Below are 17801 nucleotides of genomic sequence, written 5' to 3'. Positions count from 1 at the left end.
AGCAGTTATGGCGAAGTCCGGCAGTATTAAACGCGAAAGGTGGATACGCCTGTCGCTGACCTGGCTGGTGGTGCTGGCCGTCTCGGCCATCATTATCTATCCGCTGGTCTGGACAGTAGGAGCATCCCTGAATGCAGGTAACAGCCTGCTCAGCAGTTCGATCATTCCGGAGAATGCGTCGCTGCAGCACTACCGCGACCTGTTCAATGGCACGGTGCCTTACCTGACGTGGTACTGGAATTCGATGAAAATCAGTTTCCTGACCATGGTGCTGACGTTAATCAGCGTCAGCTGTACCGCCTACGCTTTTTCCCGTTTTCGGTTCAAGGGGCGGCAGAACGGACTAATGCTGTTTCTGTTGTTGCAGATGATCCCGCAGTTTTCGGCGCTGATCGCGATTTTCGTGCTGTCGCAGCTGCTGGGGTTGATCAACAGCCATCTGGCACTGGTGCTGATCTACGTTGGCGGGATGATCCCGATGAACACCTGGCTGATGAAGGGGTATCTCGACTCGATTCCCAAAGATCTGGATGAGTCAGCGCGCATGGACGGTGCGGGCAACTTCCGCATCTTTGTTGAGATCATTATGCCGCTGTCGAAGCCGATCCTGGCGGTAGTGGCGCTGTTCTCCTTCACCGGCCCGCTGGGCGATTTCATCCTCTCCAGCACCATTCTGCGAACGCCAGAGCAGTTCACGCTGCCGATTGGCCTCTATAACCTGGTGTCGCAAAAAATGGGCGCCAGCTACACCACCTATGCCGCCGGTGCTGTGCTGATCGCCGTGCCGGTGGCGGTGTTCTATCTGGCCCTGCAGAAATACTTCGTTTCTGGCCTGGCCTCAGGCAGTACTAAAGGATAAATCATGACGCCAAAAACATTGATTCTCGCCCTGGCACTGGCCTGGGCGACACCGCTGCTCGCCGCCGATCAGCCTGTCATCGGCTCTGCCGGGCCGTGGCCAGCCGATTTTATCAAAGGTGCGGATATCTCATCGCTGGCTGAACTGGAGAAGCAGGGTGCGAAATTCAACAACGCAGATAACCAGCAGCAGGATGCCATCGCCATCCTGAAAGCCAGCGGCATCAACACCATACGGCTGCGGCTGTGGGTGGATCCCCGCGACGGCAGCGGTCAGACCTACGGTGGTGGCGGCAACGATCTGGCGACCACGCTGGCGCTGGCGAAGCGCGTTAAAGCGGCGGGCCTGAAGCTACTGCTGGATATTCATTACAGCGATTTCTGGACTGACCCAGGCAAGCAGTTCAAGCCCAAAGCCTGGCAGTCGCTGCCTTTTCCGCAGCTGGAAACCCAGGTTCATGACTACACCCGTGACACCATCGCTCGTTTCAAAGCGGACGGTGTGATGCCGGATATCGTGCAGATTGGCAATGAACTTAACGGTGGCATGCTCTGGCCGGAAGGCAAAAGCTGGGGCCAGAACGGCGGTGAGTTTGATCGGCTGGCCGGTCTGCTGAAAGCCGGGATCAGCGGGGTGCGTGAGAATCTCAGCGACCCGCATCAGGTGAAGATCATGCTGCACCTGGCTGAGGGCACAAAGAACGACATGTTCCGCTGGTGGTTCGACGAGATCGTTAAGCGTGATGTGCCATTCGATGTGATTGGCCTGTCGATGTACACCTACTGGAACGGCCCCATCAGCGCCCTGAAAGCCAACATGGATGATATCTCCCGGCGCTATGACAAAGACGTGATGGTGGTGGAAGCAGCCTACGGCTACACGCTGGAAAACTGCGATAGCGCGGAGAACAGTTTCCAGGCCAAAGAGGAGCAGGCGGGCGGCTATCCCGGCAGTGTAGCGGGCCAGGCGGCTTATCTGCATGACCTGATTAAAGCGGTGCTGGCGGTGCCGGACCATCGCGGCAAGGGTGTCGTCTACTGGGAACCGGCGTGGATCCCTGCGCCCGGCAATACCTGGGCGACACCCGCCGGCATGAAATATATCCACGACGAATGGAAACAGGGTAACGCCCGCGAAAACCAGGCGCTGTTTGACTGTCACGGCAAGGCGCTGCCTTCGCTGCAGGTTTTTCATTAACCATTAGCGCAAACGCTGATGTCTACCTCTGAGGAACAGGTATGAATAAATTTCCCCCGCTCAGCGCCCGGGTTAACCGGCTGCTGCATGGTGCTGACTACAATCCGGAACAGTGGGCGCACCAGCCGGGCATTATTGATGACGACGTCATGATGATGAAGCAGGCGAACTGCAACGTTATGTCGGTGGGTATTTTCAGCTGGGCGAAGCTGGAGCCGGAAGAGGGGCGCTATGAATTTGGCTGGCTGGATGAGGTGATTGATACGCTCTGGCTGCAGGGGATATCCGTGTTTCTTGCTACCCCGAGCGGGGCCAGACCAGCCTGGATGTCGCAGGCGTATCCGGAGGTGCTGCGTGTGGGGCGCGATCGCGTGCCGGCTCTGCATGGTGGTCGTCATAACCACTGCATGACCTCGCCGGTGTATCGCCAGAAAGTGCAGGCGATGAACAGCCGGCTGGCGGCGCGTTATGCGCATCATCCGGCGGTGCTCGGCTGGCATATTTCCAATGAGTATGGCGGAGAATGTCATTGTGATCGCTGTCAGCAGGCGTTTCGCAGCTGGTTGCAGCGCCGATATGAGACGCTGGAGAACCTGAATCTCGCCTGGTGGAGTGATTTCTGGAGTCATACCTACAGCGACTGGTCACAGATTGTGTCGCCAGCGCCACAGGGTGAGATGTCGATTCACGGTCTGAATCTGGACTGGCGGCGGTTTATGACCGATCAGGTTACTGACTTCTGTCGTGAGGAGATTAAACCGCTGAAGCAGGCCAATCCCGATCTGCCTGCGACCACCAATTTTATGGAATATTTCTACGACTACGATTACTGGAAGCTGGCACCGGTGCTCGATTTTATCTCCTGGGATAGCTACCCGATGTGGCATAACGAGAAGGATGAGACCACGCTCGCCTGTTATACCGCGATGTACCACGATTTGATGCGCACTCTGAAGCAGGGCAAGCCTTTCGTGTTGATGGAGTCGACGCCGAGCGCCACCAACTGGCAGCCGACCAGCAAGCTGAAGAAGCCTGGGATGCATATTCTGTCGTCACTGCAGGCGGTGGCCCATGGTGCGGACGCGGTGCAATATTTTCAGTGGCGCAAGAGCCGGGGTTCGGTCGAGAAGTTTCATGGCGCAGTAGTCGATCATGTGGGTCATCTTGATACGCGCACCGGTCGTGAAGTGAGTGAGCTGGGCCGGATGCTGGCCGCGATGACGCCGGTGATGGGCAGCCGGGTTGAGGCGCGGGTGGCGATTATTTTCGACTGGGAGAGTCGCTGGGCGATGGATAATGCGCAGGGGCCGCGCAATCTCGGCCTGCATTATGAGCGCACAGTGAACGAGCACTATCGTGCTTTCTGGGAGCAGGGCGTGGCGGTGGATGTGATTAACGGCGACTGCGATCTCAGTGGTTACGATCTGGTGATTGCGCCGATGCTGTATATGGTGCGGGATGGTTTTGCGGCGCGGGTGGAGCAGCATCTTGAGCGGGGCGGGCATTTCGTTGCCAGCTACTGGAGCGGCATCGTGAATGAGAGCGATCTGTGTTATCCCGGTGGCTTCCCGGGGCCGTTGCGGCCGTTGCTTGGCATCTGGTCAGAAGAGATCGATAGTCTGACTGATGAGGAGTTCAATGGCGTACGCGGGGTGCGCGGCAATGAGCTGGGTCTGAGCGGGCCTTATCAGGCGCGAGAGCTTTGCGAGCATATTCATCTGGAAGGGGCAACGGCGCTGGCCAGCTATGAGAGCGATTTTTATGCCGGTACCCCGGCGGTGACGGTGAATCGCGTGGGTCAGGGCAAAGCCTGGTATATCGCATCGCGTAATGATCTGTCTTTCCAGCGGGATTTTTATGGTGCGTTGATTAAGCAGCTGGCGTTGCCGCGCGCGCTGGCGATTGATCTGCCACCGGGCGTGGTCGTTCAGCGGCGCACTGATGGCGAACAGGCGTTTCTTTTTGTGCAGAATTTTACCGGTCAGGTGCAGCAGCTGTCGTTGCCTGCTGGGCTCAGCGATTTGATCGATGGCTCGGTTTTGGGGGGATCGCTGCTGCTGGCGCCGTGGGGGTGTCGCGTTCTGAGTGTGCCGCTAACTGAAGGCGCAAGCCTTTAAAGTTAGTTGAATGCCGCTTGATGGCATGGAGCAGGTCAGGTGGACGATGCTGGTAGTCTGAGCACTGGCCCCCATCGCTTTAAGTTTGGGAGTGGCCTGTTGGTTGGTTGGTTGGGTGAGTGCCTGGAACTGATGGCATGGAGATCATTTTGTTAGGTTTGCTGACAGTCTGAGCTGAGGCTCAGGGGGCCAGTACCTTCCGCAAAGACGCAAAAGACGGCATCCCTGCCAGCTCAACACGGGCAATTACGCACCTCATCCCTGAGGTGCGCCCGTTCCCGGGCCAACGCGTTGCGTTGTTCAAAAACGCTCCCGGCGTTTTTGTCCGTGGCCCGTGATGCTTTGCTCCAGGCACTGGCCCCCATCGCTTTAAGCTTGGGAGTGGCCTGTCGAATGGGTCAGTGCCTGGAACTGATTGCATGGAGCAGGTCAGGTGGAAGTTGCTGGCAGTCTGAGCACTGGCTCAGGGGCATATGCCCTCATCGCTTTGAACATGGGAGTTGTGTGTGGGAAGTTCTGCGTGGCTTTAATTGCGGACTTTGTGGCGGAGGAATAGGGTTTGAGGGCAGGAAGAGTGTATTTTCTGTGAGTGCCCTGAAGCCATTCCCCCTCGTTTTCGTTTATCAGTCGTGAGTGGCGGGCAGCAGCCCGCCTTTTTATTATCTGGAGGAGAACAACATGGTGAGTCTGAAATCGTTTAAGCAATATTTCAGTCGGCAGCCGCTGACGGCGGAAGAGGTTGAGATAGACAGTGCGCTGCTGGAGCGTCTTGTAGAGTGCTTCGGCGGGCGTGAAAACATTCAGCAGGTGGACGCCTGTTTAACCCGGCTGCGGGTGAAGGTGACATCGCTGAGGGCGGTGGATACGGCAGGATTACAGAAGGCGGGGGCGATTGGCGTGGTGATTCTGGGGCAGGAAGTTCATGCCATCTTTGGTACGCAATCCGACCAGCTGCGTCAGTTGCTGGAAGCCCGATTCTTTAAGCCGCTTCAGCCGGAATAAAAAAAATGGATAACCGTCGCCGGTTATCCAAATAAGCCCCTGCATAAGAGCTTAACAATGATCACAATGAGGAGACTGCTTGGTTACCACCAGGCTTCGACCTGTACGCCGAAGTTCCAGGTGTTGTTACTGGTGTTGTCCTGGAAGCTGTGTCCGTCTTCTGAGTCATTCAGGTAAGAGGCAAACAGACGCAGTTCCGGGCGTGACATAAATTCGGGACCGGCTGCGAGACCCAGCGCCAGCGTATATTTCTGACCCGCCTGTTTGTAGTCGCTGCCCACTTTGTTCTCATCTTTCTGCCAGAAACTACCCACTTCGCCGATGCCGCGGACATACTGTGTGAACTGATACTGACCACGACCCACCAGCGACAGCAGGGTGCTTTTGCTGGTCTGCGCGGTGACGTCATCCGCTGAACCCCAGGTAAAGACCTGATTCAGGGAGAACTTGTCGGTGATCGGCAGCAGGCCGGTATTGATTACGCGGTAGCCGGTGGCATCGCGGGTATCGTTCCACATGTCATACCAGCCACCGCCCTGTGAAATCATGTTTTGTGCCAGGCCTTTATTGGCGTACTGGAATACCAGTTTCTGATAGCCGCCCCACATATCCTGACTGATTTCACTGGTGAGCATAACGCCGTTTTCCGCATCATACAGGCCACCATACTCTTCCTGCTTTTTAGTCGTGTTCGGCATGGCGTAATCAATACCAAACTCGGTCCAGGCGCCGCTCCACGGTTTCCAGCCAGCATACCTAAGATCAAGGTAGTTAATGTTGACGTCGTTATCGCCATCGACCCGGTAATCGACGTCATTGGCATCGCCACGGATCCAGGCAAAGGAGATCGCGCCCGGGCCCAGAGTGTAATTTTCGATACCCGCACCGGAGCCGGAGATATTCCAGTATTTGGTATCAATGATGTGCAAATCGTGACGCTGGTAGTAACGTTTACCGCCCCAGATCACCGCATTCTTGTCACCCGGCACCAGCCCTTTGATCTGCAGATTAAGCTGACGCAAACCAAACTGCGCATCGTCACCGAAGGTGGTTTCGTTATCGTTAGAACCGTCGGAGAACATGCTGACCATGGTGTCGACGTAAAAACTGACGTCATCCTTTTTGTAGACTTCGCTGCCCAGCTCAACCTCGCCGTAGGTGTCGGCTTCATTGCCGAGACGGCCAATCTTGTTCTTTTGATACTCTTCAATACCGCCATCCTGCGATACGCCAACGCCACCACGCAGATAGCCATGGAAATCAATGTTGTCGATAGCAGCATAGAGCGTCGGGGAGGTCAGGGCCGCAGCAAGCGCCACAGCAGCAGTACGTAACCTTGTTTCCATGTTATCCTCAATTTTATTTGTAATACGTTCACATGACAGCGGCAGTTAACGCTTTTTGTCAGATGAGTGACAAACAAAATCGCGATAATGTGTGATGCAGTGCAAATAAAGTGGCGGTATTTGTAACGATTAGTGAATCAGATCACCAAATTTCGCGATGTGAAGGTATGACTTTTACTTTTTATTTGCGCAATGTGACTGCGGTAACCTGGCTTATTCGGCTGCTGTGATACCATTCCGCCATCGGTAATCAGGGATGCGAATTATGAAATCAAAAAATGCCACCTTAGAGGATGTCGCCCGCCATGCTGGCGTCTCTTATCAGACGGTTTCGCGGGTTTTGAATAAGTCGGCAAACGTCTCAGAATCAACGCGGCGCAAGGTGGAGCACTCTATTGAAACCCTGCGCTACGTGCCAAACAGACTGGCGCAACAGCTGGTGGGTAAGCAGAGCACAACGCTGGGTCTGGTGACCACATCGCTGGCGTTGCATGCTCCTTCGCAGGTGGCCGCTGCGGTTAAACGATATGCCAATGCCGCTGACTATCAGGTGCTGATCGCCATGATTGATGAGAACGTCAATCAAAGTCTGCAGAACTGTATCAATGAGCTGAAGTCGCAGCGCGTGGATAAGGTGATTATCAACGTTCCGCTGGAGAGCAGTGATGCGGAGCAGATCGTGCAGGAGAACGACGATATCCTGTGCCTGTTTCTTGATGTTGATCCGTACAGCGCGGTGTTTAACGTTTCGTTTAACCCGGCTGACGGTACCCGTGCCAGTGTCAAATATCTCTACGAGCAGGGGCATCGGGAATTTGCTCTGCTGGCCGGGCCAGAGCAGTCCGTTTCTGCCAATTTGCGGTTAAAGAGCTGGCTGGATACGCTGGAGAGCTATCGTCTGAAGCCGGTCAGCGTCAGCCACGGTAACTGGGATGCGCAAAGTGGTTACAACGGCGTGCTGCAACTACTGCGTGAAGCGCCGGAGTTCAGCGCGCTGCTGGTGGGAAATGATCAGATGGCGCTGGGTGTGCTGAGCGCGCTGCATCAGCGCGGGGTAGCGGTGCCGGGGCAGATTTCGGTGATTGGCTACGATGACACCTATGAAAGTGCCTTCTTCCATCCGGCGCTGACCACGGTGTCGCTCGATCTTGATTTACAGGGCAAAGAGGCGGTCGCGCGTCTGTTGTTAGCCAGTGAGCAGGATGAGCAGCGTTCCTCTTCTATCCTTCCGGCAAAACTGGTGGTACGCAGCTCGACGGGTATCGCCGGTCAGCAGCAGCGGGATCTGAAGCAGATTGCTGAGCAGCTGCGGCTGCTCGCCAGTCGTCTTGAGTAGCAGAACACCGTAAGCAGATAAAAAAAGCATAAGAACGCGCCGCTGCTATGCTCAGATCAGGATAACGATTCTGCATGTCGGAAAAATTATCCGATCACTAAATCGGTCAGTGAACGGGCATTCTGCTTCGCGGTAATGCAGCCGACACGTTCAGCCCGGTTTCTCTACTCTCAGGGAGTGACATTATGTTGTGGCTTGAACAGGGGCTTTACCTCAGGATTGAAGAGTTAGCGCATGGCCCCAGGCCACTGCCGCTTTCCAGCGGTTTTACCCCGCAGACGGCTTATCGCGCACTGGGCTGTTTTAACCCCTCTGAAACCTCAGATGCTTACTACATTCTTTCAAATGACCGCGATGAAATATGGTTCATCTGTAACCGTCATCTGAGAACCGTTTTCCTTGATGCCAGCAACACGGCGTTTCGGGTGAAAATGCAGGAGCCTGCAGAGAGTCTGCCGGTACTCGCTGCTGCACCCGATGGTCAAATCGTCTCCTTTGAGCGCTCTGTCTGATGTAGCCTGTTACGCATCAGATAATAAAAAAAAGCCGCCATCGCTGGCGGCCCTGATTACGTTTAAGTCGATGCGTTATCTGTAAATCTGCCAGTGATGTTTTTAACTCGCCGTGGCGGTCCTCATTGCCGGGCGCTGGGGCAGTATCACCAGAAGAGCGATGATGATTAGCGCCAGCGTCAGTGAGGCACCGTAGCGGCTTAGCGCGAGTCCGCCTGAGGCAAGGGGTTTGTCCAGAAAGTCGCCGACCACGGCACCCAGTGGTCGGGTCAGGATAAAGGCCGCCCAGAAGAGCCCCGTACGCGAAAGTGATGTGAAGCGACTGGCCGCCCAGATGATTGCCAGCGCGCCAACAAACAGCAGGATCCCGCCATCGTAGCCCAGCCCTTCAGTGTCTGCCGTCCAGTCACCTAAGGCCGTGCCCAGGGTTTGTGAAAACATAATAGTGACCCAGTAAAAACTCTCTGTGACGCCGTTGCTCACTGAACTGACCGCAACCGTACCGCAGGTGATTTTCCACAGGAAAAGCGAGAGGATAAGCAGGGTGCTCAGCAGCAAGGTGCCCCCTAAATATCCTATGCCCAGAGAGCGATCGGCAAAATCTGCCATCGTCGTGCCGACCGTGGTTGTGGCCACCACGGTGAACCAGTAAATCCATTTGTTGAAACTGTGGCGATTTATCTGCACCACCACCGCGATCAGAAAGATGATGGCGAAAATCAGTGTCCCGGTCAGGTAACCGAGATTCATCGACATGGTCACCGCATCGCCGCCGGTTTCACCCAGGGTAGTCGCAGCGATTTTGGTTAACCAGAAAGCCGCGGTAACGGCCGGAACTTTACTGAGAGCGTGAGAAGCTGTGTTGTTATTTTGCATAGGGTGATACTCCGGAACAGCCCAATATGGGCTAATACAGAGACGATGTTATAAGATTAATCTTAAGAAAAGGTTAAGCTAAAGAAAACTATGACAGGAATTTTGATCACAGCTTGTCACTCGATAAACCGGCATTTACCCTATGATTTAATGTAATATTTGCCCTGTCGGAGTGCAGTGTTTGGGCTGTTTCCCCTGTTAACCTATAAGAATTAATTCTGAGTTACTCTGTTTTCTTCTTAATTTTCAGGCGATGCAACGAGTGATAGCCCGGCGGCTTAATCAGGTAAAAATTGCAGAAAAAGTAGCATCAGGGCGTGCGAGCCATGCCGGGGCAGTATTGCCCTGATAATCAGCATCGGGGCAGGGTGGATGGCGTGGCAACCCCGACGCTGTTATCCGGATATCACCAGTTTTGTCTGGTGGGAGAAACGATCAGGTCGTTGACGGTAACGTTCTGCGGCTGATTAAGTGCATACACCACCGCATTAGCCACATCCTGTGGGCTGATGGCTAATTTATTGAGTTCCTGAGCCACTTTACGGCCCTGAGGATCGCCGACTTTATCGGCCCAGCCGGTATTGATTACGCCAGGGCTGATGGTATTGACGCGTATCCCGTTATTAACTCCTAAGTCTTTGCGCATCGATTCTGTCATGGCATGGACGAAGAATTTTGTTGCACTGTAAACCCCTGCACCCGCATCCACCTGATGACCTGCAACCGATGCCATATTCAGGATCTGTCCCTCATTTTTCTTCAGCATAACGGGTAACACAGAGGCAATGGCGTTCAGATAGCCTTTGATATTGACGTCGACCATTTTGTTCCACTCTTCCCATGCAACGTCACTCCAGCTTGAGAAAAGCATCAGGCCCGCATTGTTAATCAGTATGTCTATGGAGCCGAAGGTGTCACTGGCGAACTTCACCAGCGCCTGGGTTTCTTCCAGACGCGTAACATCGGTTACCAGGCCGACAGCGCGTCCCCCTTCAGCTTCAATCTGGCGTACCAGCGTATCAAGGCCGTTCTGGTCCAGTGCTGCCGCCACAATATTCACGCCATGACGCGCAAGTTCCCGCGCGGTAGCCGCACCAATCCCGGAGGATGCACCCGTAATAATGGCTGTTTTCTGTTGCAGGTAATTCATTTTTAAATCTCCTTCTGGTGAAAGGGGCGGGTAGTCACCCGCCATAAACCGTTATCAGCAGCTGGCTTCCGGCCAGTCGGTATAACCCTCTGCACCACCGCCGTAATAGGCTTCTTTCGGCGCGATGGTCAGCGCGGCACCGTAACGCAGACGCTTAACCAGATCCGGGTTGGAGATGAACAGGCGTCCAAAGGCAACCGCATCAATAATTCCGGCGTTGCGGCGGCTGATGGCCATCTCAAGGTCATAGTTGTTATTGCCAATAAACGGACCGTTGAACTGGGCGCTCAGCGCGTCCATGTCCACATCGGCAGGCACATCACGAGAGGTGGCCGTCGCGCCTTCAACGAAGTGCAGATAAGCCAGGTTGAACCGGTTAAGTTGCTGAATGAGGTAGCCGTACATCGCCATAACATTGCTGTCTGGCGGGGTGTTACCGGCATCAGGCGTGACCGGAGAGAGGCGGATACCGACTTTGTCATTGCCCCAGATGTTGATGATGGCTTCTGTCACTTCCAGCGTCAGGCGGGCGCGGTTTTCAATAGAGCCACCGTAGGCGTCAGTACGGTGATTGGTGGAATCACGCAGGAACTGATCGAGCAGGTAACTGTTGGCGGAGTGCACCTCAACGCCGTCAAAACCGGCACGCAGGGCATTTTCAGCTGCACGTTTATATTGCTCAATAATGCCGGGGATTTCTTCTGTTTCCAGCGCCCGCGGCGTCGATACCGGCACAAAACCGTTTACGGTGTAAGTCTGTCCATCAGCTTTAATAGCAGAAGGTGCAACCGGACGCTGGCCCTCAGGCTGCAGTTCCACGCTTGAAAAACGGCCCACGTGCCATAACTGGCAGACGATTTTGCCGCCTTTAGCGTGAACCGCATCAGTGACTTTTTTCCATCCAGCCACCTGCTCTTCGCTCCATATCCCCGGCGTAGCGGCATAGCCGCGTCCCTGCGGAGAGATGTTGGTGGCTTCAGAAATAATCAGGCCAGCCCCGGCACGCTGTGCATAGTAGGTAGCATGGAGTTCATCAGGCACACCCTCTTCACCGTAACGGCTACGCGTGACCGGTGCCATGACAATGCGGTTTGACAGCTGAAGGCTGCCCATCGAAACAGGTGAAAATAAATCGGTACGGATACTGTTGTCAGTCATATAAACCTCTTAATAGTTGACCGGTCGTCTAGTAATTGGATAAAAAAAACCGGCTACCCGAGTAGCCGTGTTGTTGCGTTCATTGCCTGACTGAACGCTTTGTCAGGATCGTGGATTTTCGCCATCAGGGAAGCCCCCAGCCAGAGCTGATAGAGTTCTTCTGCCAGTTCAGTGGCATCCGTTACGGCGGGCAGGGAGCCATCTTCCTGACCGAGTCGGAGGCAGGCAGCAATTTTGAGCACAATTTCATGGGTGCCCGTTGCCAGCACATGCCGCATGTTATCGTACTGGTCGCAGACTTCCGCCCCCAGCTTGACCACGAGACATTTACTTTCAGGCAGGTCTGCGCCCTGGGTCGTTTTCCAGAAGGTAAAATAGCGCAGCAGTCGCTCTCTCCCCGTTCCTGTTCCGCCTAGCTGATGCTCAACTTCCAGCAAATAGTGGCTGAAGTAGTGCTCCAGCAGCGCCTCTGCAAACGCTTCCTTCGACGGAAAGTAGTAATAGAACGAGCCTTTTGGGATATCCGCCGCTTTTACAATCTCGGAAATCCCGACGGCGCTGTAGCCCTTATGAGTAATGATCGCCCTGGCCACATCAATGATGTGCTGCCGCATATCTGTCACGTTTCTTTTCATAATGTGCACACTCTAGTGAAAAACTGACCGGTCGTCTAGTAACTTTTAACCTGTTTCATGCTATCTGTTTCTGATTGTGAGCGGGTGAAGCAGTCGGGTGGCGTGCTGGCCGATCAATTTCAGGCTCTGAAGCGTCGCACCGTCTTTCGCCTCTATCGACATGCCTTCCAGCAGCGTATTCAGAACGGTAGCCAGCGCGACGGTGTTGGTATCTGCGGGCAGTTGCTTCTCCTGAACCGCTCTGACCAGCCTTTTTTCAAACAGATCTTTCCCTTCCTGTCTGAGAACGCTAACCGCCCTGACAACATCCGTCGATTCTGCTGAAACATTGATGGCTGCCAGCACCACCATGCAGCCGCAGGGCGCTGAAGGGGAGAGCAGAATATCGGCTGCTTCGCTAAAGAAACCGTCAATCGCTTCACCAATATCCTGCCTCTCCTCAAGCCGCAGCCAGCTGGCTTTCCAGTACTTCGTTTCGTAGTAGTTCACGGCCTCCAGAAAAAGTTTTGCTTTGTTGCCAAAGGCGGAATAGAGGCTGGGTGGGTTGATTTCCATGGCGGTGCAAAGTTCGGCAACCGATGCTGGCTCAAAACCTTTGCGCCAGAACAGATCCAGCGCCTTCAGCAACGCTTTATCACGGTCAAAGCTTCGTGGTCGGCCTTTCGGCTTTTCAGTGGCAGCAGGCTGGTCAGGTATTTTCATAGACGGCCTCAATCATTCTCTTGACACATTACATAGTGATCACTATACAATAATACTATTACGTAGTGCTCACTACAGAATTAAATCGACACAGTGGCTCGCCTTTTATCCCGCCTGCGCTCTCCCCGGCAGGCTGCTGTCGCGCTGAGTCGGTACATGTCTGTGTCAGAAAATATTACCCAAAAGCGGGGTGTCTGAAGGGATACCTTATTAATCAGAACGGAGAGAAAACAGATGAACAACACGACCTATGTGCAGGACTATAACGCCATCGTAGCAGTGCTGAATCAGTATAACGAAGGAGGTAAGCAGGCGAAAAGTGAGCTCATGAAGCCCGCTTTCAGCGACAGGGCGACCATTTTTGGTCTCGACAGTGACGGCAACCTCAGCGGCGGTCCAATTCAGGGATTGTTTGACACCATCGACACCGCATTCCGTCCTTCACCCGAAGCAAAAGCGGCTATCGTGCGCGTAGATATTGTTGGGACTGCCGCCAGTGCCCGCATCGACACTGACGACATTTCTGGTTTCCGTTTCACTGATTTTTTTAACCTGCTGAAAGTGAACGATCGCTGGACCGTGGTCAGCAAGATCTATCACACACATACGGCAGACTGATCCAGGTCTGGTCAGTTGATCATTGCAGCCTGCGTTTGCTGCGGGCTGCAAAAAGGTATTGAGACGACTAAAACAGTAAAGTGCTTTTACGCCTGATTATCCGGTTGCTATTAATCAACATAATCATACCCCAGCGCTTTTGGCAGAGGTGGCATCATTAAAGATTCTGGCCCGATCGGCCGATAAACACTGGCTCATACTTCTGACACTGAATCCCGGGTTCGCTCACTTTTGTGCGGGCAGGGCGGCACCTCAGCAGCTGCAGACGGATAAGCGCAGCGTCAGCCGCCGTCAATGGCGGGTATTCTCGCAATGGTGAACCTGTCTCCGGATCCTCCTTCAGCTACAGGCGGACATTAACGGTTATAATCAGGCCTGTAGCGACGAGTATTGAGCCTGTTTAATATCGTCAGCTACGTCGGAGTCGGCCGCCATGAACACAATGATCAAACCCTCTTTTACCGCTGTCTGGTCTACAGATGCCCAGGGTATCTGCGTCGCCAGTCAGGAAAGCCCTGCTGGTCTGATGCCTGAACTGAAGGGTGTGACGCTGAGTTCATGGCTGAGACTGGCACAGGCCGACGACGATGCAAAGATCGCGCTGCAACTGACCGCTGCGCTTGATTTCCTGACGCCTTTTCATATTGAAGTGCCGATCCATTGTCTGGATGGCAAGACGCGTCGGGTTATTGTATCTGGCCTGCCGGATCGCCAGCCTGGTACGTCCCGTCTGCAGTATAACGGCTTCATTCTGGATGTGACCGGACAGCGTAAAGCGCTGGAAGATGCGCTGCGCACGGCGGCAGAGTATCGTCTGTTAATTGAAAACAGCACCGATCTGATTGCCCATTGCGACGCGGATGGCCGGTACGTTTCAATCTCGCCCTCTTATAGCGAAATGATTGGCTGGACAGCCGAAGAAGTTGTCGGTCAGCTGGTGGTGGATTTCCTGCATCCCGATGACCGCGGCCCCGCTTCTGAAGCACTCGCCTGCATCTTCAACGGAGGAGTACTGCCGGACGTCGTTGAGGTGCGCAAGCTGCATCGTGACGGCCACTACATCATTCTGGGCACCAAAGCCTGTGGCGTCATCAATCCCTCTACCGGCAAAAATATCGGTGCAGTTCTGGTGTCGCGCGACATTACGCGAGACAAAGAGAGGATGCGCAATCTGGAGAAGCTGGCAACGCTGGATACGCTGACCGGGCTGCATAATCGTACCTGGATCAACGACCAGGTCGGGCGCATGCTGGCGAAGGTGGATGATGAGGCCTATACGACGGTGATGTTTATCGATCTGAATGGCTTTAAAGCGGTGAACGATTTGATGGGCCACGCGACAGGGGATGCCTTGCTGCAGCAGGTCAGTGAACGGCTGCAACGCTGTATGCGTCCGGGCGACTCACTGGCGCGACTGGGCGGAGATGAATTTGTTGTGGCGGCAAAGTGCAGAAATCGCGATACAGCCGCTGCCATTGCCCTGCGTATTATTGAAAGCCTGCACGCGCCATTCGCCATTGATAATATGGACGTGCGCATTGGCGCGGCTATCGGTATCAGCCTTGCCCGCTTTGGGACGGCATCGGCCAAAATATTATTCGAAAACGCGGATAAAGCGATGTACCAGGCCAAAGCCCGACGTGATGGGTCGTATCAGTTTTTTGAGTCAGAAGAGCCTTAGTCGATGCATATGATTGCTGGTATGACCTTCCGGATTTGAAGGTAATAGATCTTACGTTTAACGCTTTGCCGCCTGTTCCCGCAAGGATACATTTCCTGAACGCCTGATTAACCCGCCTTATATTCTGAAACCGCGTGCCACGGCAGAAAGATTTTCTGTTTCAGGCACAGCGAAGTCTGGGGCTGGTGACCAACATCTATGTGCGAGACAGGCTACTGAATTCCCTCAAACGTCTGTGATGAACTGGCCTGAGTGACTTCGCGCAACTCCGCGTACGGCAATTCATTGCGTTAGTTTATTATTTCTGTTGGTTTTTCACTTTCGGGAGACCAGTAACCCCCACTGCCATGATAGGTTTCAGCTCCCAGCACGAACGAGGTTCCGCAATGATTACATGCAAAATGGTAATCAACGATATCGCCCCAAATCATCTGTTCAGCACATTCAGAAAAGGTGTACTGATTCCAGTTATTGATGGTTGAAACTTCGGAAATGATCTCTTCTTTAACTGCGTTATGTGCAATACGTATTGCCAGGCTCAACTGACGAGGTTCCCGTATAACGTATTTAACACATAGATCCTGACAGAACTCACAACTCACTTTGTAAAACCTCCCTTTTATCTGAATGTTCAGGTGTAGAGCTATCGCAGGACACTGTTTTGCACTTTATATCCCACCTGAAGGGACAGTCGCTTTCACTTCATAAAGTTTAAATGTGTTCTTTAGTACTCATTGTATTCATTGTGAGGCAGAACGCCGGTCCATGATTTCTTTCACGTAATGCTCTATAACAATGTGATGTTCATGGCTTATCTGAGAAATGAATGTTTGCAGGAAATCGGGTGTGGAGTGAAGGGTATTTGTGACCAGTTTATCGAAGTCTTTCTGGATAAAGCGGTCATACCCTTTTAGCGTCGAACGCTGGAGCAAGGTATGCGCAGTAATTTCGAGCACGGCACGTCTGTAATCATCGGAAAGCAGAATATCCAGATCGTGCCGGCTAATCTCAAAGGCAAATTCATAGCTGATAAAACCAGAATCGACAGGCAATGAGTAGGTCAGTTTACCTTCCTCCTGTGTCACATGAGGTTCGTATCCGTCACCCATGAGGTGAACTGATTGCATATTAATCTCCTGCTCTTTCAGCCCTGAGTTGTTACTTCAGCAGATTAAAACCACCGATATTGATATTATTCCGCTTCTGACGACGAGCGCAAATACTCACAATATCAGATCGTTCGATAGCGGAAGTTCCCGGTTGTTCACCTGTTCGCTAAAGGCAAAACTGACAAAGTGGTATGTCTGTTACGGAGAGTCATGTCAACCGTGAGCAGTGAGCCAAAGTTTTCCAGGTGACTTTATGAGCCGGTCTCCTCTCCCCACTATTTTCGAGACAAAAAATAGCAGAGAGGAGGTCGTCGCTTACACGTCCTGGAAAAAAGCATCAGGCGATGCTTCTGAAAGGGTCTTTAGCGACCAGCCCACACCTCCGGTTTTCTTGTCTGCCACGGATAGGCGCTTTCAGGCTGACCCGCCAGTGCCAGCAATAAATTCTCCTGATTAAATCCTGCACAGAACTGCATGCCAATCGGCAGTCTATGGGAGGAAAGGAAGCCCAGAGGAACAGACATCGCGGGGGTTACGCACACGTTCGCCAGCGCAGTAAACGGTGACTGATTGAAAACGTGATGTTAGCGCATCGACTGGCTGCTTTGAGCGAGGAGCGGTCGCTTAAATTGTGACATGGAAGCATCTCGATTATTCGTGTCTTTACGCATAGAATTTGATAACTTGAGTTGCCCCACCACCTTAGAGTGCGATCCTACTAATAAAGGAATAAATAATGAAAGCAAGGTTGCTTTTAAGTCTATTACTTTTGGCAATGTCATTTAATGTCGCTGCATTTACTCAATTCAAACCAGCAGTCTTAAATGCTGCTCTTTTGTTCGAGCATGATGCAACTACCGGGAACGTAAAACATAGCCTCCAGTGGATCCGAGATATTTACGGTAAACTTCAGGCGATGACAGAAGTTAGATACGATCGTAACGGGTGCTTTACTAATATCAACATGGTTGATAAGGCAAATGGCCATGAATTCCATTTGGTAAACAAAGATGGTGTACTGACCTCTTTTAAAGGTCAGAGTATTACCGGAAAAATCAATGAACGCTGCGAAATCACTGAGCTTGAGAATGAAAAAGGCAATTATGTACTCAGCTATAATGTGCGCGGATTGCTTGAAACAATCGCGGACAAAGACACGGGCGAAGTTGTAAAGCGATATGAATATCACAATAGCCAATTTCCTGTGCGTATAAGAAACTATAAAGATCGGAAGGACACGCGTATCTTTTATCCATCCGGAAGTGCGCAATTTGTTGACTCAGAGAGCGTATCAAAAACAGGGGACTTAATTGTCCGACTGAAGCAAAGCTGTGCTTACACCGCTGATGGTAATGCAGATAAATGCTCGCTGATCGCCTCCACTAAAGACGACTATCGTAGCTCAATCTTGATATGGATCTCTAATCACGAAACGGAATATTTCTGAATCTATTAAAAATATCAAAGCCAACGCAACCTCTCCCGAGAGATTGTCCTGCTTCC

16 protein-coding genes and 1 pseudogene are annotated in these 17801 nt (G+C 52.9%); 9 read left to right on the top strand and 8 right to left on the bottom strand.

All coding sequences use genetic code 11. The annotated features are described in order from the left end of the window. Window positions 1-7: 7 nt before the first annotated feature. From AFL22_RS09510 to AFL22_RS09495, 4 genes and pseudogenes are all read left to right on the top strand, one after another. Window positions 8-859 carry a sugar ABC transporter permease gene (locus AFL22_RS09510; RefSeq protein ID WP_010259151.1) on the top strand — a complete coding sequence of 284 codons (852 nt, stop codon included), beginning with the start codon at window positions 8-10 and terminating at the stop codon, window positions 857-859. 99 nt (window positions 860-958) lie between these two features. Continuing rightward, window positions 959-2056, top strand: a pseudogene (locus AFL22_RS09505) (glycosyl hydrolase 53 family protein); the annotation flags it as partial. Between the two features lie 41 nt (window positions 2057-2097). Then, entirely contained in the window at window positions 2098-4173 is a 2076-nt protein-coding gene (locus AFL22_RS09500) for a beta-galactosidase (RefSeq protein WP_052271248.1), read from the top strand. 678 nt (window positions 4174-4851) lie between these two features. Beyond that, a complete protein-coding gene (locus tag AFL22_RS09495) occupies window positions 4852-5175 on the top strand; it encodes a glucose PTS transporter subunit EIIB (RefSeq protein WP_010259145.1) in 324 nt (107 codons plus the stop codon). An 83-nt stretch (window positions 5176-5258) separates the two neighbouring features. Here AFL22_RS09495 and AFL22_RS09490 read toward each other — a convergent pair whose 3' ends face one another. Next, on the bottom strand, window positions 5259-6521 hold the full coding sequence (locus tag AFL22_RS09490; RefSeq protein ID WP_022624645.1) for a maltoporin: 1263 nt from the start codon (window positions 6519-6521) through the stop codon (window positions 5259-5261). A 265-nt stretch (window positions 6522-6786) separates the two neighbouring features. Between AFL22_RS09490 and AFL22_RS09485 the strand changes: the two genes are divergently transcribed. Both AFL22_RS09485 and AFL22_RS09480 read left to right on the top strand, forming a co-directional pair. Then, on the top strand, window positions 6787-7857 hold the full coding sequence (locus tag AFL22_RS09485) for a LacI family DNA-binding transcriptional regulator (RefSeq protein ID WP_050679455.1): 1071 nt from the start codon (window positions 6787-6789) through the stop codon (window positions 7855-7857). Window positions 7858-8042: 185 nt separating this feature from the next. Then, window positions 8043-8369: a hypothetical protein gene (locus AFL22_RS09480; protein WP_010670656.1), complete on the top strand. Its 327-nt coding sequence runs from the start codon at window positions 8043-8045 to the stop codon at window positions 8367-8369. A gap of 102 nt (window positions 8370-8471) precedes the next feature. On the opposite strand, the gene AFL22_RS09475 is transcribed toward AFL22_RS09480, so the two are convergent. The 5 genes from AFL22_RS09475 to AFL22_RS09455 all read right to left on the bottom strand — a co-directional run bounded on the left by AFL22_RS09475 (window position 8472) and on the right by AFL22_RS09455 (window position 12890). Continuing rightward, entirely contained in the window at window positions 8472-9245 is a 774-nt protein-coding gene (locus tag AFL22_RS09475) for a hypothetical protein (protein WP_052271247.1), read from the bottom strand. Between the two features lie 406 nt (window positions 9246-9651). After that, entirely contained in the window at window positions 9652-10395 is a 744-nt protein-coding gene (locus AFL22_RS09470) for an SDR family oxidoreductase (protein WP_010670658.1), read from the bottom strand. A 54-nt stretch (window positions 10396-10449) separates the two neighbouring features. Beyond that, window positions 10450-11553 (bottom strand): alkene reductase, encoded by a 1104-nt coding sequence (locus AFL22_RS09465; RefSeq protein ID WP_052271246.1) that lies wholly within the window; start codon window positions 11551-11553, stop codon window positions 10450-10452. A 53-nt stretch (window positions 11554-11606) separates the two neighbouring features. Then, complete coding sequence (locus tag AFL22_RS09460; protein ID WP_031292506.1) at window positions 11607-12188, bottom strand: TetR/AcrR family transcriptional regulator; 582 nt, start codon at window positions 12186-12188, stop codon at window positions 11607-11609. A 60-nt stretch (window positions 12189-12248) separates the two neighbouring features. Continuing rightward, window positions 12249-12890 carry a TetR/AcrR family transcriptional regulator gene (locus AFL22_RS09455; RefSeq protein WP_052271245.1) on the bottom strand — a complete coding sequence of 214 codons (642 nt, stop codon included), beginning with the start codon at window positions 12888-12890 and terminating at the stop codon, window positions 12249-12251. Window positions 12891-13124: 234 nt separating this feature from the next. On the opposite strand from AFL22_RS09455, the gene AFL22_RS09450 reads away from it, so the two are divergent. Beyond that, window positions 13125-13508, top strand: coding sequence for a nuclear transport factor 2 family protein (locus tag AFL22_RS09450; protein WP_033786812.1), 384 nt, complete (start codon window positions 13125-13127; stop codon window positions 13506-13508). 433 nt (window positions 13509-13941) lie between these two features. Then, window positions 13942-15189, top strand: a complete 1248-nt coding sequence (locus AFL22_RS09445) for a sensor domain-containing diguanylate cyclase (RefSeq protein ID WP_010259132.1) — start codon at window positions 13942-13944, stop codon at window positions 15187-15189. Between the two features lie 290 nt (window positions 15190-15479). Here the strand turns inward: AFL22_RS09445 and AFL22_RS23320 are convergent, their stop codons facing one another. Then, complete coding sequence (locus tag AFL22_RS23320; RefSeq protein WP_010670662.1) at window positions 15480-15731, bottom strand: hypothetical protein; 252 nt, start codon at window positions 15729-15731, stop codon at window positions 15480-15482. A gap of 198 nt (window positions 15732-15929) precedes the next feature. Beyond that, the gene (locus AFL22_RS09440) at window positions 15930-16316 is read right to left on the bottom strand and encodes a hypothetical protein (RefSeq protein ID WP_052271244.1); all 387 of its coding nucleotides are present in this window, start codon (window positions 16314-16316) and stop codon (window positions 15930-15932) included. 718 nt (window positions 16317-17034) lie between these two features. Between AFL22_RS09440 and AFL22_RS09435 the strand changes: the two genes are divergently transcribed. Then, window positions 17035-17745 (top strand): YnfC family lipoprotein, encoded by a 711-nt coding sequence (locus AFL22_RS09435; RefSeq protein WP_033773736.1) that lies wholly within the window; start codon window positions 17035-17037, stop codon window positions 17743-17745. Window positions 17746-17801: the final 56 nt, after the last annotated feature.

The organism is Pantoea sp. CFSAN033090, assembly GCF_001264395.1.
GTDB classification, from domain to species: domain Bacteria; phylum Pseudomonadota; class Gammaproteobacteria; order Enterobacterales; family Enterobacteriaceae; genus Pantoea; species Pantoea agglomerans.
This window is presented reverse-complemented; position numbering and strand designations above follow the sequence as displayed.

What these genes read in the sequence shown, in the direction of transcription:
- AFL22_RS09460 (WP_031292506.1), bottom strand. Translation starts at nt 12,188, where the DNA reads ATGAAAAGAAACGTGACAGATATGCGGCAGCACATCATTGATGTGGCC.
- AFL22_RS09470 (WP_010670658.1), bottom strand. Translation starts at nt 10,395, where the DNA reads ATGAATTACCTGCAACAGAAAACAGCCATTATTACGGGTGCATCCTCC.
- AFL22_RS09465 (WP_052271246.1), bottom strand. Translation starts at nt 11,553, where the DNA reads ATGACTGACAACAGTATCCGTACCGATTTATTTTCACCTGTTTCGATG.
- AFL22_RS09450 (WP_033786812.1), top strand. Translation starts at nt 13,125, where the DNA reads ATGAACAACACGACCTATGTGCAGGACTATAACGCCATCGTAGCAGTG.
- AFL22_RS09480 (WP_010670656.1), top strand. Translation starts at nt 8,043, where the DNA reads ATGTTGTGGCTTGAACAGGGGCTTTACCTCAGGATTGAAGAGTTAGCG.
- AFL22_RS09440 (WP_052271244.1), bottom strand. Translation starts at nt 16,316, where the DNA reads ATGCAATCAGTTCACCTCATGGGTGACGGATACGAACCTCATGTGACA.
- AFL22_RS09500 (WP_052271248.1), top strand. Translation starts at nt 2,098, where the DNA reads ATGAATAAATTTCCCCCGCTCAGCGCCCGGGTTAACCGGCTGCTGCAT.
- AFL22_RS09435 (WP_033773736.1), top strand. Translation starts at nt 17,035, where the DNA reads ATGAAAGCAAGGTTGCTTTTAAGTCTATTACTTTTGGCAATGTCATTT.
- AFL22_RS09485 (WP_050679455.1), top strand. Translation starts at nt 6,787, where the DNA reads ATGAAATCAAAAAATGCCACCTTAGAGGATGTCGCCCGCCATGCTGGC.
- AFL22_RS09495 (WP_010259145.1), top strand. Translation starts at nt 4,852, where the DNA reads ATGGTGAGTCTGAAATCGTTTAAGCAATATTTCAGTCGGCAGCCGCTG.
- AFL22_RS09455 (WP_052271245.1), bottom strand. Translation starts at nt 12,890, where the DNA reads ATGAAAATACCTGACCAGCCTGCTGCCACTGAAAAGCCGAAAGGCCGA.
- AFL22_RS09475 (WP_052271247.1), bottom strand. Translation starts at nt 9,245, where the DNA reads ATGCAAAATAACAACACAGCTTCTCACGCTCTCAGTAAAGTTCCGGCC.
- AFL22_RS09445 (WP_010259132.1), top strand. Translation starts at nt 13,942, where the DNA reads ATGAACACAATGATCAAACCCTCTTTTACCGCTGTCTGGTCTACAGAT.
- AFL22_RS09490 (WP_022624645.1), bottom strand. Translation starts at nt 6,521, where the DNA reads ATGGAAACAAGGTTACGTACTGCTGCTGTGGCGCTTGCTGCGGCCCTG.
- AFL22_RS09510 (WP_010259151.1), top strand. Translation starts at nt 8, where the DNA reads ATGGCGAAGTCCGGCAGTATTAAACGCGAAAGGTGGATACGCCTGTCG.